15 protein-coding genes and 1 pseudogene (1 of these 16 only partly in view) are annotated in these 15,324 nt (G+C 67.6%); 8 read left to right on the top strand and 8 right to left on the bottom strand.

Annotated elements, in window-relative coordinates:
- Positions 1-603: 603 nt before the first annotated feature.
- Positions 604-1,968 (top strand): phosphomannomutase/phosphoglucomutase, encoded by a 1,365-nt coding sequence (locus tag E6J58_03180; GenBank protein ID TMB41511.1) that lies wholly within the window; start codon positions 604-606, stop codon positions 1,966-1,968.
- Between the two features lie 43 nt (positions 1,969-2,011).
- Positions 2,012-3,025 carry an ROK family protein gene (locus E6J58_03175; protein ID TMB41508.1) on the top strand — a complete coding sequence of 338 codons (1,014 nt, stop codon included), beginning with the start codon at positions 2,012-2,014 and terminating at the stop codon, positions 3,023-3,025.
- A 40-nt stretch (positions 3,026-3,065) separates the two neighbouring features.
- Here the strand turns inward: E6J58_03175 and E6J58_03170 are convergent, their stop codons facing one another.
- The 5 genes from E6J58_03170 to mutY form a co-directional block, all read right to left on the bottom strand.
- A complete protein-coding gene (locus tag E6J58_03170; GenBank protein ID TMB41507.1) occupies positions 3,066-3,815 on the bottom strand; it encodes an energy transducer TonB in 750 nt (249 codons plus the stop codon).
- A gap of 6 nt (positions 3,816-3,821) precedes the next feature.
- Positions 3,822-4,232: a biopolymer transporter ExbD gene (locus E6J58_03165; protein TMB41506.1), complete on the bottom strand. Its 411-nt coding sequence runs from the start codon at positions 4,230-4,232 to the stop codon at positions 3,822-3,824.
- The gene (locus E6J58_03160) at positions 4,232-4,774 is read right to left on the bottom strand and encodes a MotA/TolQ/ExbB proton channel family protein (protein ID TMB41510.1); all 543 of its coding nucleotides are present in this window, start codon (positions 4,772-4,774) and stop codon (positions 4,232-4,234) included. Before E6J58_03160 ends, E6J58_03165 begins: the two co-directional genes overlap by 1 nt.
- Before the next feature lie 89 nt (positions 4,775-4,863).
- Complete coding sequence (locus tag E6J58_03155; protein TMB41505.1) at positions 4,864-6,234, bottom strand: TolC family protein; 1,371 nt, start codon at positions 6,232-6,234, stop codon at positions 4,864-4,866.
- A complete protein-coding gene (gene mutY / locus E6J58_03150; GenBank protein ID TMB41504.1) occupies positions 6,231-7,241 on the bottom strand; it encodes an A/G-specific adenine glycosylase in 1,011 nt (336 codons plus the stop codon). Before mutY ends, E6J58_03155 begins: the two co-directional genes overlap by 4 nt.
- Before the next feature lie 8 nt (positions 7,242-7,249).
- Here mutY and E6J58_03145 point away from each other — a divergent pair, with 8 nt between their 5' ends.
- Entirely contained in the window at positions 7,250-7,513 is a 264-nt protein-coding gene (locus tag E6J58_03145; GenBank protein TMB41503.1) for a hypothetical protein, read from the top strand.
- On the opposite strand, the gene E6J58_03140 is transcribed toward E6J58_03145, so the two are convergent.
- Positions 7,510-8,847: a M24 family metallopeptidase gene (locus E6J58_03140; protein TMB41502.1), complete on the bottom strand. Its 1,338-nt coding sequence runs from the start codon at positions 8,845-8,847 to the stop codon at positions 7,510-7,512. The two genes, E6J58_03145 and E6J58_03140, sit on opposite strands and share 4 nt — an antisense overlap.
- Before the next feature lie 97 nt (positions 8,848-8,944).
- Between E6J58_03140 and E6J58_03135 the strand changes: the two genes are divergently transcribed.
- Genes E6J58_03135 through E6J58_03125 form a run of 3 tightly spaced genes read left to right on the top strand, consistent with a single transcriptional unit; the run spans position 8,945 to position 10,326 of the window.
- The gene (locus tag E6J58_03135; GenBank protein ID TMB41501.1) at positions 8,945-9,247 is read left to right on the top strand and encodes a 4a-hydroxytetrahydrobiopterin dehydratase; all 303 of its coding nucleotides are present in this window, start codon (positions 8,945-8,947) and stop codon (positions 9,245-9,247) included.
- Positions 9,248-9,607, top strand: a complete 360-nt coding sequence (locus E6J58_03130) for a peptide chain release factor-like protein (GenBank protein ID TMB41500.1) — start codon at positions 9,248-9,250, stop codon at positions 9,605-9,607.
- A 44-nt stretch (positions 9,608-9,651) separates the two neighbouring features.
- Positions 9,652-10,326 (top strand): O-methyltransferase, encoded by a 675-nt coding sequence (locus E6J58_03125; protein TMB41499.1) that lies wholly within the window; start codon positions 9,652-9,654, stop codon positions 10,324-10,326.
- Here E6J58_03125 and purE read toward each other — a convergent pair.
- Entirely contained in the window at positions 10,313-10,810 is a 498-nt protein-coding gene (purE, locus tag E6J58_03120; GenBank protein ID TMB41498.1) for a 5-(carboxyamino)imidazole ribonucleotide mutase, read from the bottom strand. The two genes, E6J58_03125 and purE, sit on opposite strands and share 14 nt — an antisense overlap.
- A 53-nt stretch (positions 10,811-10,863) precedes the next feature.
- Here purE and E6J58_03115 point away from each other — a divergent pair, with 53 nt between their 5' ends.
- Together E6J58_03115 and E6J58_03110 are read left to right on the top strand one after the other, a co-directional pair.
- On the top strand, positions 10,864-11,703 hold the full coding sequence (locus E6J58_03115) for an alpha/beta hydrolase (protein ID TMB41497.1): 840 nt from the start codon (positions 10,864-10,866) through the stop codon (positions 11,701-11,703).
- Between the two features lie 84 nt (positions 11,704-11,787).
- Positions 11,788-13,281, top strand: a complete 1,494-nt coding sequence (locus E6J58_03110) for a tannase/feruloyl esterase family alpha/beta hydrolase (GenBank protein TMB41496.1) — start codon at positions 11,788-11,790, stop codon at positions 13,279-13,281.
- A gap of 27 nt (positions 13,282-13,308) precedes the next feature.
- Here the strand turns inward: E6J58_03110 and E6J58_03105 are convergent.
- Positions 13,309-15,324 (bottom strand): annotated as a pseudogene (locus E6J58_03105) (methionine synthase) (it continues 1,421 nt past the right edge of the window).

The following is a 15,324-nucleotide window of genomic DNA, read 5'->3' as shown; positions in this document are numbered from 1 at the left end:
CGTTGGCAGCACCTACGCCTTCGGAGCTCCCAACAGCATCGACGGTCATCTTCGCGCATTTGCAACAGCCGACCCGACACAGACGTGGGCGTGGCAAACGGGGCCGAGCCCGGGAAGCAAGATCGGGAACGTATCGGCTCCAGCATTGGGGGCCGACGGAGTCATCTATTTCAGTGCAGATGCCAATCTCGAGCTTGTTCCCCTGACCGTCTCCTCGAATACACCGTCGCTTGCGCCGAGTTGGTCCGCAAGCTTCCAGGGCAGTTCGACGCAAGCGATCTCGAGCGTCCCAACGGACACGAGGTTGGACAGCGTCGGAACAGAGCCTGCGATCGATGCCAACGGCGTGCTCTACTTCGGTACGCTTGCGGGCAAGATCTATGCGGTAATCACCGACTCGACCGGACCTCTCGTCCCGCTCGCGGGGAGTACTTGGCCACGCGTGGGGTTCGACAGTTGCAACTCGTCGAACACATCAATGAACTGCCAGTGACGTGACGGCGATCACGTTGACCTGAGACCGCCGTCCGGGCTGATGCGGTTGTCCCGCTACCGCTCCGCGCGTACAGTCCGCCGTCTCTTCGGAGCGGAGTGCCCATGGCCATCCCGATGCATGTCTTCCGCGAGTACGACATCCGCGGGCTCGTTGCGAACGAGCTGACGCCGGAGTTTGCCGAACAGCTTGGGCGCGGGTTTGGACGGTACCTCCTGGAGAAGAACCCGGGAGCGCAGAGCATGGTGCTCGGGCGCGACCACCGCCTTTCCAGCGAGGGTCTCGCGAGCGCGTTCTCGCGCGGCGTCCGATCGTACGGCGTGGACGTGATCTCCATCGGCATCGTCCCGACGCCGGTCACCTACTTCGCAGCGCACGTGCTTCCCGTGGACGGCCTCTGCATGATCACCGGCTCGCACAATCCGCCCGAGTACAACGGGTTCAAGGTCGGAATCGGCAAGAGCACGCTCGCGGGGCCCGAAGTGCAGGAGCTGAAGCGCCGCGTCGCCGAGGCGCGCGACGGTGGACGAAGCGCGCGGCTGACCGACCACGACATCATCACGCCCTACATCCACTTCATCGTCGAGTCCCTGGGAATGACCGTGCGCCCGCTGCGCGTCGTGTGCGACGCGGGGAATGGCACCGGCGGGCTGGTGGGTCCGCGACTGCTTCGCGCGCTCGGTCACCACGTCATCGAGCTGTTCTGCAACCTCGACGGCACCTTTCCGAACCACCATCCCGACCCGACGGTCGAGGCGAACCTGCGCGACCTGCAGAAGAAGGTCGCCGACTGCAAGGCCGATCTGGGCATTGCCTGGGATGGCGATGCGGACCGCGTGGGCGCCATCGACGACAACGGAAGCATCCTCTGGGGAGATCAGCTGATGATCCTCTTCTCCCGCGACGTGCTCGCCGAGCGCCCCGGCGCCGCCATCGTCAGCGAGGTGAAGTGCTCGCAGACCCTCTACGACGACATCGAGAAGCACGGCGGGCGCGCCATCATGTGGAAGGCGGGCCATTCGCTGATCAAGACGAAGATGAAGGAAGAGCACGCGCTCCTCGCTGGCGAGATGAGCGGCCACATCTTCTTCCGCCATCGCTACTTCGGGTTCGACGACGGCATCTACTCGGCCGCGCGATTGCTGGAACTGGTCGCGCGCGATGGCCGGCCGCTGAGCCGGATGCTCGACGGGATCCCGCGCACCTACGCGTCTCCCGAAATCCGCTTCGACTTCCCCGAGGAGAAGAAGTTCCGCGCCGTCGAGCTTGCGAAAGAGCGGCTGCGCAAGCACGGCAAGACCATCGAAGTCGACGGCGTCCGCCTCGTCGTCGACGGTGGCTGGGGGCTCGTCCGCGCCTCGAACACGCAGCCGCTGCTGGTGCTCCGCTGGGAAGCGACGAGCGAGGCGAAGCTGCGCGAGATCCAGCGTCTGATCGAAGGAACTGTCCAGGAGATCCGCAAAGAGCTGGCCTGACTCGCGCGAGTGACCGCAAGCCTGCTAGGATCACCGCCTTGTCATGAAGCGCGACGAGCTGTACCTCGGCGTCGATCTGGGCGGCGTGAATGTGCGCGCCGCGGTGGTCGATGCCACAGGCCACGTGCTCGGGCAGGAAAAGCACCGCCTGCTCTCCAAGGAGCCTCCGCAGGTGGCGGAGGCGGTGCTGCGAGCGGCGAAGACGGCGTGCGGCGCCGCCGGAATGCCGTTTTCGGAAATGAAGGCGATGGGGCTCGGCGTTGCCGGGCTCATCGACCGCGAGCAGGGCCTGGTGCGCAGCGCGCCGACCCTCGGCTGGCGCGACGTCCCGTTCATCAAGCTGCTGCAGGCGCGCACTCCGCGGACGCCGCTGTGGATCGCCAGCGAGCTCTCCGTCTCTGCCTGGGGCGAGCGCGCGGTCGGCGCTGGACGGGGCGCGAACGATCTCATCGTCGTTCTCGTCGGAAGCAACATCGGCGCCGGGATCGTCATGGCCGGCAAGCTCTATGAAGGCGCCGCCGGCGCTGCCGGCGAGCTCGGTCACATCCAGGTCGTCCCCAACGGGCGCAATTGTTCCTGCGGGCAGCGGGGCTGCCTCGAGGCCTATGCGGGCGGGCAGAATCTCGCTGCCTGGGCTCGCGACGACCTGCGCATCGCGATGGCCGCAGCGCGCGCTGGGGGTCAGCGCTATCCCGCCGTCGGCCGCAAGCTGCTCGACCTCGTCGGCGAGCCCGACAAGATGACCGTCTCCGCGATGGAGAAGGCCGCGCACGAGGGAGACGAGCTGTCGACGAGGCTGCTCGACGAAGCAGGGCGGCTCCTCGGGATCGCTCTCGCCAACCTCGTCACCATGCTCAACCCGGCGCGACTCCTGCTCGGCGGCGGGGTCCTCCTCGGCTCGCCGCGCATGACCCGGGCAGCCATCTCTGGAGTCGAGGCGCACGCCACGAAGTCTTCGCGCGCCGTGCTGCAGATCTCTGCCCCCGAATTGGGCGAACAGGCCGGAGTGGTCGGGGCGGCGCTGCTGGCCAGGGAATCCCTGTCGGCCGCCGCCTAGAAGGGCCACACGCCGACGCATCGAAGATGCACGAGGCGGCTCAATCGAGCGTGAAGTGAATCGTGAAGGGGACGGTCGTGGCAACAGCGACGCCGTTCACCTTGGCGGGTGAGAATCGCAGCTCGCGAACCGCTTGTGCGGCCGCGGGGCCGAGGCCCTCTCCGGGATCGCTGACGACGTCCACCTTGGCGATGCTGCCGTCCGCGTCGATCAACAGTCGCAGCACCACGTCGCCTTCGAAGCCGTTCTTCCGCGCCTGCGGCGGGTAGTACTTGCGCAGGTTCAGGGCATCGCGGTTGAGCGGCCGCGGCAGCTCGTTGACCTGTGCCGCCGTGGCATACTGGTCTGCCTTGTACGGCTTCACCATCTGGGGATCGCGTGCCACCTTCTCCGGCGCGCTTCGCAACGTATTCCCGGCGCCCACCACGAACGCGCCGCCCTGAGACGTGCTCTCCATCGTGATTCCTGTGATCACGACGGGATTCTGCATGCTTCGCGGCGCCTCGCTGGTCGGCGGCGACGGAGTGCTCGACGGCGGCAAAGGAGTGGGGGTCGGCGGCGGCAGGGCTCGAGGCGTGCGCGGAGCGCGAGCGACCTTCATCGGCACCGGTCTCGGCGGCGGCTCCGGCGCCTTTGTCGCGGGTGGCACGTCGACGACCAGGATCTGGATGGGCACCTGCGGAATCGGTCTCGGTCGAACCGCGAGGGCGACGATGAAGACGGCGATCGCCGCGTGCAACGCGACCGACGTCCCAAGCGGCAGGAGCACTCTGGAAGCTCGACGCTGCATGCCGCCCTACTGCTGCTTCTCGATCTGGATGGCGAACTTCGTCACTCCGGCTCCCTTGAGCAGGTCCAGCAGGTGCGTGACCGTGCCGTGCGTCGCGTTCTTGTCCGCGCCGACGATCGCCTGCACGTCCTCGCCCGCCGCGCGCGCCTTGTGCACTTCGGACACCAGCGCCTCGTCGTCGACGGGAACGCCGTTGAGGAACGACCTGCCCTCCCGCGTCACCAGCACCGCGAACGTCTTCTGCACGGTCTCGCCACCGTGCGCCGCCCGGGGCAGCTCCACCTCGATGGTCTCCTTCACGATGTACCTCGCGGTCACCATGAAGATGATCAGCAGCACGAGCGTGATGTCCACCAGCGGGGTCACGTTGATCCCGGTGATCGCCTCGTCCTCGTTGTCCACCGCCGCGCCCGCCATCAGTTGCTCCCGTTCCGCAGATGAAGCCCCGAAGCGATGGCATTGCCCAGCGCATTCGAGCGACCGATCACGCGCTTGAGCAACCGCTGGAAGATGTTGAACGCCATCACCGCGGGAATGGCCACCAAGAGTCCGACCGCGGTGGCGACCAGAGCCTCCGAGATCCCGGTCATCACGGAGGCCGTGTTGGTTCCGCCGCCACTCTTGTTCGCCGCGGCCAGGTCGACGAAGGCGCGAATGATGCCCAGCACGGTCCCGAACAGACCGATGAAGGGGGCGTTGTTTCCCAGAGTGCCGAGCACGAACAGCCACTTCTCGTATTCGAGGCGCCGCCGGTCGATGATGGACTGGACGGCCTTCTCCACCGCCGGCGTGCCGCCCTCCACGACTCCAGCGGCCGCGCGGACGACTTCCGCCTCCATCGAGTCGGTGGTCGCCAGCGTCGCCGCGGACTTGAGGTCGCCGCTCAGGCACAACTCGAGCAGCCGCGGGAATACCTTCGACATTCGCCGGCTGCCGAAGTAGAGCGCCCGCTCCACCATCACCGCGACCGACAGCACCGACAGCGCCAGGAGCAACCAGAGGACCCAGCCCGCGCCCAGCAGCGTGAACGCAAGCAGCTTGTCGGCGATCACCAGGACCCTCCAGCGACGTCGAAGGCCCCCACCGCGTTGGCAAGCCTGAGGCCGGCGAGCTGGACCGAGAGCCGTTGTTGCAGCGCGGTCGACTCGCTCTGGAACAGCGCCGACTCGGCGTCGCTGACCTCGACCTGCGTCGCGGTTCCCGCGGCGAACTGCGCGCGGATCAGCCGCTCGTTTTCCCGCGAGACGATCAGCGCCTGCTCCGCCTCGTCTCGCAGCGCGCGGGCGGAATCGAGATCGAGGATCGCACGCCGCAGCTCGTCCTCGATGCGCGCTCCTTGCGAGCGGGTCTGCGCGCGCGCCTGGCGGAGCTGGCTGTCGGCGTCCTTGAGCGCCACGTAGCGGAAGCCTCCGTCGTACAGCGGCAGTGTCAGCGACAGCGCGACTGCCCAGGTCCTTTTCTCTCCGCTCGAGTTCGTCGGCGGGTCGTTGTAACGACCGGTGCCCGTCACGGCCAGCGAGGGAGCGAACTGCGCCCAGGCGTCCGTCTTCAGGCGCGCCGCGATCTCCTCGTTCGCCCGCGCCGCGGCGATCTCGGGCCGTTCCTGCATCGCCCGCTCCAACAGTTCGCGGAACGTGCCGCGGATCTCCTGCGGCGGCTGCGGCGGGGGCGCCAGCTCGAACGCGATATCGCGCCGATCGAGCAGGGCGGCGAGCTGGCTCTTGGAAATCGCATACGCGAACTGCGCGCGGCGCGTCTCCTGATCGGCGCGGAGGTAATCGATGCGCGCGCGCAGAGCCGCGGAGAGGTGGATCAGCCCCGCTTCGTAGCGCGCCTGCGCCTCCACCGCGTGCTCGCGGGTCGCGCGTGCCTGGGCGAGCGCGACCTGCGCCAGCTCCCGCAGGCTCACTCCAGAGTAGTAGATCGCGGCGACGGACAGCAGCAGCTCGCGGCGCTGCTGTGTCTGCGTCAGCCGGGAGACGTCGACCTGCTGGCGCGCGCTCGCGAGCGCGGGGAAGGCGCGGAAGTTGAGCAGGTTCCAGGCAAACTGCAGCGTCCCCGCCCGCGTCCAGTTGCTGCCTTCGGTCACATCGAAGAAGGGTGGTCCTGGCGTCACGGTGAAGATGGTGGCCGGAAAGTTGTTGTACGTCAGCGTTCCCGTCGCGGTCAGCGTCGGTTGCAAGGCGGCCCATGCACGTTGGACGTTGTTCTCCGCCTGGCGCACGCGCTCGAGCGCGACGGCGAGATCGGGCGATTGCGTCCGGGCAGCCTCCAGCGCACCCGCCAGCGGAAGGAGGGGCCCCTCCGGCGCCGGCGCCGGCGTGAGTTGCGGCAGCGGCGCGTTCAGCGACGATTCCGCCGGCGGCTGTACCGCCTGCACCGGCGGCAGCGCCTGTGCGATGAGCAGCAATCCGATCACGGCGCAGGCAACGTCCTTGAGGTGCGGGCGGGTGTCAAGACGCCCGCGCGGCGCAGGAACTTGCGCGCCAGCGACGAGATTCCCAGCGCGGCAATCCCCTCCGGCGCCACCCAGCGGACATCGGCGTCGACCGGAGTGCCGCTGGCTCGTGCCGTCTCAATCGTGACGCGCACCTCCCTGTGCGTCAGCGTCTGCTCCACGATCCCGCGGTTCGTCGCGCGCCCGTGCATCCGGATTCCCGCCGGCTTTTCCGCCGGCAGATCCCAGAGCCCGGCAAAGAGCGTTCCGGTTGGGCGCCGGGCGAGCAATACGGCTCCGTCGCGGCGTCGCAACGCAAGGGCGCGCCACTCCAGCATCAAGCGCTGCGCCCGCCGGCGGGGCGAAGGGTATCTCGTTGGATCGTTCCGCCCGCGGCACATCTCCTGGACCGGACAGCGCCCGCAAGCCGGGTTTCGCGGCGTGCACACGGTCGCGCCCAACTCCATCAGCGCTTCGTTGAACGGTCCGCCGCCACCCGCCGGCAAGAGCTGCGCAGCGATCTTCCAGGCCTTTGCCCGCGCGTCGCCGCGAACGGTGAAGATGCGCGAGAGCACGCGCGCGACGTTGCCGTCCACCAGCGGCACGTCCTCGCCAAACGCCAGCGATGCGACGGCCGCCGCGGTGTACGGCCCGAAGCCCGGGAGCGTACGAAGCTGCGCGGCAGTCCCGGGAAGGCTGCCGCCGCACGCCTGCGCCGCGCGATGGAGGTTCCGGGCCCGCGCGTAGTACCCGAGCCCGCTCCAGTGAGCGAGGACGTCGTCGAGCGGCGCCTTGGCAAGCGCGCGCAGCGTCGGGAAACGCCGCAAGAACCGCCTGTAGTAAGGGATCACGACATCCACGCGCGTCTGCTGCAGCATCACTTCGCTGATCCAGACCCGGTAGGGATCGCGCGGCTCCTTCCGCCAGGGCAGATCGCGCTTCGCACCGGCAAACCACGACACCAGCCGATCTGCGAGTGTGCTATTCATGCGCGCCCATGAAACGCATCCGCGTGCACAGCGTGGAGCAATACGTGAAGGAGATCGGCCCGCTGCTGCAGAACGGCCTCGAGATGTACCGGGCCGACGTGCCCGAAGAGGGACTTCTCGGCGTGGGATTCGTGGGCGCGGACACGGAAGTGTTGATCTCCATCGCCGAGTTCAAGGCGACCGGTGACCTCGTCCGCTATGGCGAGCTGATCGATCCGTACGAGCCGGCGAACAAGAAGACGCAAAAGGTCAAGGGCGGGGGTAAGGATTAAGACACGCACGTCGCCTCGACGTCCTTGATCGTGCGCGGAATCGAGACCGTCAGGTTCTCGTGCCCGGAATCGGTGACGAGGATGTCGTCCTCGATGCGGATGCCGATTCCACGCAGCTCTGCGGGCGCGCTCTCGTCGTCGCTCGCGACGTAGAGTCCAGGCTCGATGGTGAAGACGATTCCCGGCTCGAGCGGCCGTGCCTTGCCGTCGATGCTGTAGTTGCCGACGTCGTGCACGTCGAGGCCGAGCCAGTGGCTGGTCCGGTGCATGTAGTACCGCCGGAAGGCGTTCTCCTTGATCAGCTGATCGACGTCGCCCTTGAGCAGCCCCAGCTTCACCATGCCCTCGGTGAGAATCCGCACCGCCTTCTGGTGCAGGCCCTCGATGGTTTCACCCGGCCGGATCGCCGCGATGCACGCGTCGGCCGCGTCGAGCACGAGCTGGTAGCAGGAACGCTGGGCGGGGCTGAACCTCCCCGAAGCGGGGAAGGTGCGGGTCACGTCGGCGGTATACAGGTCATACTCGGCGCCGGCGTCGATCAGTACCAGATCGCCGTCGCGGATCTGCACGCAGTTGTCGTTGTAGTGGAGGACGGTGGCGTTCTCGCCCGCCGCCACGATCGGGTAATAGCCCCAGCCGCGGCCGCCGGCCTGGCGGAATTCACGCTCGAGCAGCGCGTGCAAGTCGTACTCGTGCATCCCCGGACGCCCCGTCTTCATCGAGGCGACATGGCCTTTGCGCGTCAGCTCGACCGCTTTACGGAGCGCGTCCAGCTCCCGCGGTTCCTTCCGCAGCCGCAGCTCGTGGACGATCTCGCCGGGATCCTCGATGCGCGGCGGAGCGTTCACTCCGGCGCGCGCGCGAGCGCGCAGCGTGCGCAGCATCCTGGCGATGAGAGCGTCGAACTGGGGGTCGTCTCCACCGAGGCGATAGAAGAGCGTGCGCGCCGAACCGAGCAGCTTCGGCAGCTCCTCGTCGAGCTTGCCGATTTCGAACGCCTGGTCGGCCCCGAAGCTCTTGATCGCCCCTTCCGTTCCCGCGCGCCGCCCCGTCCAGATCTCCTTCTCCTTGTCGCGGGGGCGGACGAAGAGCGTAAACGGTCTGTCGCCGCTCGTGGAGAGGACCACCACCGCTTCCGGTCCCTCGAACCCGGTCAGCCAGTAGACGTCGCTGTGGGCGCGGTAGGGGTGCTCGACGTCGCTGTTCCGCGTGGCGACCGGCGTTGCCGGAAAGATCGCCACCGCCGGACCTGGCGCCATTTCGCGCATGCGGCGGAGCACCTCGTCGCGGCGGGATCCGTGGACGCTGGCCTCGAACGCGGGGGTCAACGGCATGCGCGCTGTTGTAACAGGACTTTCCCTGATACGGGATGCTGCGGAAGTGTCGGATGACGGTTAAGTTGGACCGGAGCTTCGGGGAAAGGACGCGTGCATGGCGGACAAAGGCCTGGCGGGAGACACCGAGATCCAGGGGGCCCTGGCGGAGCTGCCGGGATGGAAACGGCAGGGCAACGCGCTGCAGAAGACGTTCGATCTCAAGGGGTTCAAGGCGGCGATGGCATTCGCGGGAACGGTCGGGGAGCTGGCCGACCGCGCCGATCACCATCCGGACATCCTCATCCAGTTCCACAAGGTGACGCTCACGCTCTCCAGCCACGACAAGGGCGGCATTACCGACCGCGACCTGCGGCTCGCGCGCCAGATCGAGGCGGCGGCCAAGGACCAGATGGCCTAGGTGGCGTCCTTGGAGGCGGGCGGCTGGCACCTGTTGCCGGACGACGCGCTGCTCGCGCAGTGCGACGTCCAGGCCCATCGCGCGAGCGGTCCCGGAGGCCAGCACCGCAACAAGACCGAGACGGCCATTCGGCTGGTCCATCTTCCTTCGGGGGTGAGGGTCGAAGGGAAGGACGAAAGATCGAGGACGCAGAACCTCCGCATCGCGCTCGCGCGGCTGCGCGAGAAGCTGGCGCGGCGCGCCTGGCGGCCACCGCCGCGGCGTCCGACGAAGCCTTCGCGGGCAGCGAAAGAGCGGCGGCTCGAAAAGAAGAAGCGCGAGGGCCGCAAGAAGGCGTTGCGCCGCCGATATGGCGAGTAATCGCGGCGAGACGTCTCGGCGGAGGCGGAGTACTGTCCCCCGCCATGCCTGATACGCACTCGCCGGAGAACAAGGGATTCGGCCAAGGCGACCCCGCGCTCGCGCGCTGGGCCGAGGAAGTCTTCCGCCCCGAGGACGAAGTGCTGCGCGAGATTCGCGAGCGCAGCATCCGCGAGGGGCTGCCGCCCATCGCCGTGGGCCGATTCGACGGCCTCCATCTGGAAGTCATCGCGCGCGCCATTGGCGCCCTCAAGGCGGTCGAGATCGGCACGCTCGGCGGCTACAGCGGCGTGTGCCTGCTCCGGGGGATGGGCGTCCACGGAGTCCTGCACACGTTCGAGTATTCGGAAAAACATGCGCGCGTCGCCTCCGATTCGTTCCACAAGGCCCGCGTCGCCTCACGCGCGCACATCCATATCGGACCCGCGCTGCAGATGTTGCGCGAGATCGAGGCGGAAGCGCCATTCGATCTGGTCTTCATCGATGCCGACAAGGTGAGCTACCCCGGCTATCTCGCCTGGGCCGCCGACCACCTTCGCGAAGGAGGAGTGGTTCTCGCGGACAACGCGTTCGGCTTCGGCGAGATCCACCGGCCAGGCGGCGACGACGGCCGCGCGGCGCTGCGCAAGTTCAACGAGGAGCTGGCGCGCGGCGGCCGCTTCCGCGCCACGATGCTGCCCACCGCCGAAGGGCTGGCGATGGGCGTCAAGATCCGCTGACGGACTTGTCCGCCTGGAGCACTTCTTCGGCGCGCTTCTTCCGCCAGGCGCGCAGGCGCTCGCGCAAGTCGGGACGCTTTCCGGAGAGGATGGCGATGGCAAGCAGCGCGGCATTCGCTGCTCCGGACTTTCCGATGGCGAGCGTGCCTACCGGAATCCCCTTCGGCATCTGCACGATCGAAAGGAGCGCGTCGGCGCCGCCCAGCGTGGTGGACGGCACGGGCACGCCGAGAACCGGCAGCACCGTCTTCGCCGCGACCACCCCGGGCAAGTGTGCCGCTCCGCCGGCCCCGGCAATGAGCACTTCGAGCCCGCGACTCTCGGCGCTGGACGACCATTCCAGCACTTGCTCTGGCGTCCGATGCGCGGAGAGCACGCGCACCTCGTGCTCGATGCCGAACTCCTTCAGGATCTCGACGGCGCCATTCAGCACCTCGAGGTCGGTCTTGCTGCCCATGATGATGCCGACGAGGGGATTCGCCATCGCGCGCCGGTAGCAAACGGCGCGCGACCGGTCAAGTTGTTAGCCTCTGCTCCGTGAACCACCGCTTGCTCAACGTCCGTGGCTTGAAGCTCCACTGCGTCGAACGCGGCGAGGGCGAGCTGACGCTGATGCTGCACGGCTGGCTCGATCACGCCGGCTCCTTCGACCTGCTCGCGCCCCTGCTGCCCGGTCGGACCGTCGCGATGGATTTCCGCGGGCACGGTGATTCGCAGTGGGTCGGGCCGGGCGGCTTCTATCACTTCGTCGAGTACATCGCCGACCTGGACGGCGCCCTCGAGGTCCTCTCGCCGCAGGAACCGGTACGCATCGTCGGGCATTCGATGGGCGCGGCGGCGGCATTGATCTATGCAGCGCTCCGGCCGGGTCGAGTGTCGCATCTGACGATGATCGACGCGGTGCCGCTGAGCATCTCCACCGAGGAGGTGCCGGCGCGCCTCGGCAGCTACCTCGAGGACCTGCGGCAGATGCCGCGCAAGCGGCGCCGCGTCGACTCGGTCGCAGATGCCGCGCAGAGGCTGATGCGCAACAATGGCTCACTTTCCGAAACGGCGGCGCGGCTGCTCGCGCACGGCGGCGTCAGTCCAGATCCCGAACAGGACAACGCGCTGGCCTGGAAGTGGGACCCGCTCCTGCGCGCGCACTCGCCGCTTCCCATCGTAGAGCCGGTCGTCCAGCTCGTCTGCACGCAGGCGACGGTGCCTGTCCTGCTGCTTCGGGGAGAAAGAGGAATGCTCCCGCAGGAATCGGAACTGCGGGCCCGTTTCCCGAAATTGAAAATGTCCGCCCACACCGTCGCCGGCACGGGGCATCACGCGCATGTCGATGCGCCCCAAGCAGTCGCTCGCCTGATCACCGCGGCGTGGACGCGCTGAGCTGCGACGAAGGTCGCCGACTCGCCGCGTCTTGCGCTCGCGCCCGCTCGCCGTTCAATGTGCGCCACCTAAAGGGGGAGTCCCATGACCAAGATTGCGAGAGTGGCCGGCTTCACAGCATGCGTGTTCATCGCGGCGCTGACGGGCGCTCGAGCGGCACAGGCCGCGTCCGCTACGCAGTGCAGCGCGCTCAGTCGACTCAAGCTGCCCGACGTGACGAGCATCACCGCGACGTTGGTGGTCGCGACATCGACGTTGCCCGAGTACTGCAACGTCCAGGGAAACATTGGGCCGGGAACGATCGGGTTCGTCGTTCAGCTGCCGACAAGTTGGAACGGCAAGCTCTTCCATCAGGGCGGAGGCGGCTACGTCGGGTTCATCCCGGACGCGAGCGCCGTTCTCCCGCTCGGATACGCGACCGCTGCGACGGACACGGGCCACAAAGGAGGGGGAGCGTTGGGTGGCGCGCTCGACGCCACATGGGCGCTGAACAATCCCCAGGGGGTGATCGACTTCGGATATCGCGCCGTTCACGTCACGACGACGACGGCGAAAGCGATAACGGCGGCGTATTACGGGCGTGGCCCGAGCCGCTCGTACTTCAACGGTTGCTCCCGCGGCGGTGGTCAGGGATTGATGGAGGCGCAGCGCTTCCCGGAGGACTTCGACGGCCTGGTGGTGGGCGCGCCGGCATTCGACTGGACCGAGTTCATGATGGGCTTCAACTGGGACTCGCGCGCCGTCGCTGCCGCGCCCATTCCCGTGACGAAGCTCCCGCTCATCGAGAACGCCGTTACTGCGCAATGCGATGCCGCGGACGGCCTGGTCGACGGCCTCGTGCAGGATCCCCGCGCGTGTAACTTCGACCCGGGCGTCCTTCGCTGCCCTGGAGCTGACGCTCCGAACTGCCTTACCGCTGCGCAGGTGCAGGCCGTGCGCAAGGTGTATGCGGGCCCGTCGAGGTCGAATGGACGGCCGATCACGCCTGGGTTCCCGGCCGGAGCTGAGAGCAATGGCGGTTGGGACGTCTGGATCAGCGGCGGCTCGATCGACCCTCCGCTGCAGTTCACCTTCCAGGACCAGTTCTTCCGTTACATCGTCTTCAACAACCCGAGCTACAACCCGTTCACCTTCAACTTCGATACGGACCCGGGAAAGCTGACGAGGACGGGGCTGATCCTGAACGCGACGGATCCGGATCTGCGTGCGCTGCAGAAGCGCGGGTCGAAGATCGTCATGTACCACGGCTGGACCGACCACGCGCTCAGCGCGCTGAAGACGATCGACTACTACGAGGACGTCGACCGCGCGATGGGCACCGCTCATGCCGTGCGCGACTTCTTCCGCTTCTTCCTCGTCCCCGACATGCACCACTGCGGCGGCGGCCCGGGACCCAATGTCTTCGACGCCTTCTCGCCGCTCGTGGACTGGGTCGAACACGGGAACGCGCCGCAGCGGATCATCGCGTCAGGAGGAGCGGTGGCCGGACGTACGCGGCCGCTCTGCGTCTACCCGCAGCACGCCGTCTACAAGGGCACGGGCAGCATCGACGACGCCGCGAACTTCGCCTGCCGCTGAGCCGCGGCTCACCGGCAACGACCGGGATCAGGGCGTGGTCGCGGTCCGGACGGAGTAGTAGCTCGCCTCGGGGTGCCAGACGATGATCGCGCTGGTGCTCTGCTCGGGGACCATCTGGTGCGCCTCGGTCAGCGTGATGCCGATGCGCTCCGGATGGAGGACGGCCCAGACGCCGGCCTGGTCGGCGAGATCAGGCCAGGCCGGATAGCCTGCCGAATAGCGCTTTCCCTGTTCAGGCGGCAGGCCCATCTCCGCGCGGACGCGGCGGTGCCAGTACTCCGCCAGCGCCTCCGCCGTCTCGACGGCGAGGCCGTGCAGGAAGTAGGACTTCGTGAACTCGCCCGCCGCTTCCCACTGCGCGCACAGCTGCGTCGCGCGGTCACCGACCGTGACGGCCTGGAACGCCACCACGTCGTCCTCCGACAAGTAATCGGCGAGGCATTTGCGCGGCTCTTCGAGCTTGCGGGGAAACTTGAACGTCCAGGTCGGCTTGCGCGTCGAAGCGTCGAGCACGGTCACGTCGTTTCCCTTCCCGGAGCAGGGGAAGTACCCGTAGATGACCTTGGGCGTCAGCCAACCGTTGCGGATGCACTCCTCCTGCAGCTCGTGACGGCGCACGGCGAACTCGTCCGCGATGAGCTTCTGGTACATCTCGCGCGACTTCACCTTCACGCCCCACTGCAGCTTGTAGAGCTCGATGAGATCGAGGCAGTCGAAGATGTCGCGCAGGGCGAGGTCCTCCGGCGGCACGATCCTCGTCCCCCAGAACGGCGGCGACACCTTGGGCGGCGGAGCCACGCTGCGCGGCGCGACATCGGTGACCGCGGCGAGCTGCTGGCCCGACGCGCGCTCCGCACCGGCGATCACCATCGTCCGGTGCATGTGGGCTTCGCGGCGCAGCTTCTCGAGCAACTTGGGGCGCCCGTCGCCATCCTGGAGGACGTTCATGGTGTCGAGTCCCTCGAAGGCGTCGCGGCAGTAATAGACGCCGCCCTCGTACAGCCTGTCGGTCCCCTCGACGTAGGCTGTGCGCCAGCCGTACTTGCGGTTGATGGCGGCGCCGCCGATCAGGATCGGGAGCTTCAGCCCCCGCCGATCCATCTCCTGCACGACCAGCGGCATCTGCCGAGAAGTGGAGACGAGCAGCGCCGAGAGGCCGATGGCGTCGGCCTTCTTTTCCGCCGCGGTGTCGACGATGCGGTCCACCGGCACCTGTTTGCCGAGGTCGTGCACCGTGTAGCCGTTGTTGGAGAGGATCGTCTTCACCAGGTTCTTGCCGATGTCGTGCACGTCTCCGAACACGGTGGCGAGAACGACGGTGCCGCGCGAATACGAGTCGTTCTTCTCCATGAATTGCTCGAGGTACGCTACGGCCTTCTTCATCAACTCGGCGCTCTGCAGGACGAAGGGGAGGATCAATTCTCCGGCACCGAACCGGTCGCCGACCTCCTTCATCGCCCCGAGCAGGACGTCGTTGATCACGCCGACCGCCGAGCGAGTCTTCAGGCAGGCGTCGATCGCCTCGATCAGCCCTTTCTGCTGGCGGTCGACGATCATGTGGTGCAGCCGCGCCTCCGGCGTGTCGAACTGCCGCTCCTCCTGCGCTACCGCCTTTGCCGGCCCCTTGGCTTCGAAATGCTCGATCAGCCGCGCCAGAGCATCGTCGCGGCGGGCGAGCACCAGGTCCTCGGCGAGCTGGCGCGCTTCTGCAGGGATCTCGTTCCAGGGAAGGACGTCGCGGGGGTTGATGATCGCCGCATCCAGCCCCGCCTTCAGGCAATGGGTCAGGAACACCGAGTTGAGGATGGGCCGCGTCTGCTTCGCGAGCCCGAAGCTGACGTTGGAGACGCCGAGCACCGTCAGCGCGCCAGGCAGCTTCTCCTTCACCAGCCCGATGCCTTCGATCGTCTCGACCGCGCTGTTCTTGTACTGGTCGTCGCCGGTAGCGAGCGTGAACGTCAGGACGTCGAACAGGAGCTGCCAGGGCTGGAGCCCGTCCTTCAACGCCCGCTCGTAGATCCGCCGCGCCACTTCGAGCTTGCG

Source organism: Deltaproteobacteria bacterium (assembly GCA_005879535.1).
In the GTDB taxonomy this organism is placed as follows: Bacteria; Myxococcota; Myxococcia; order Myxococcales; family 40CM-4-68-19; genus 40CM-4-68-19.
This window is presented reverse-complemented; position numbering and strand designations above follow the sequence as displayed.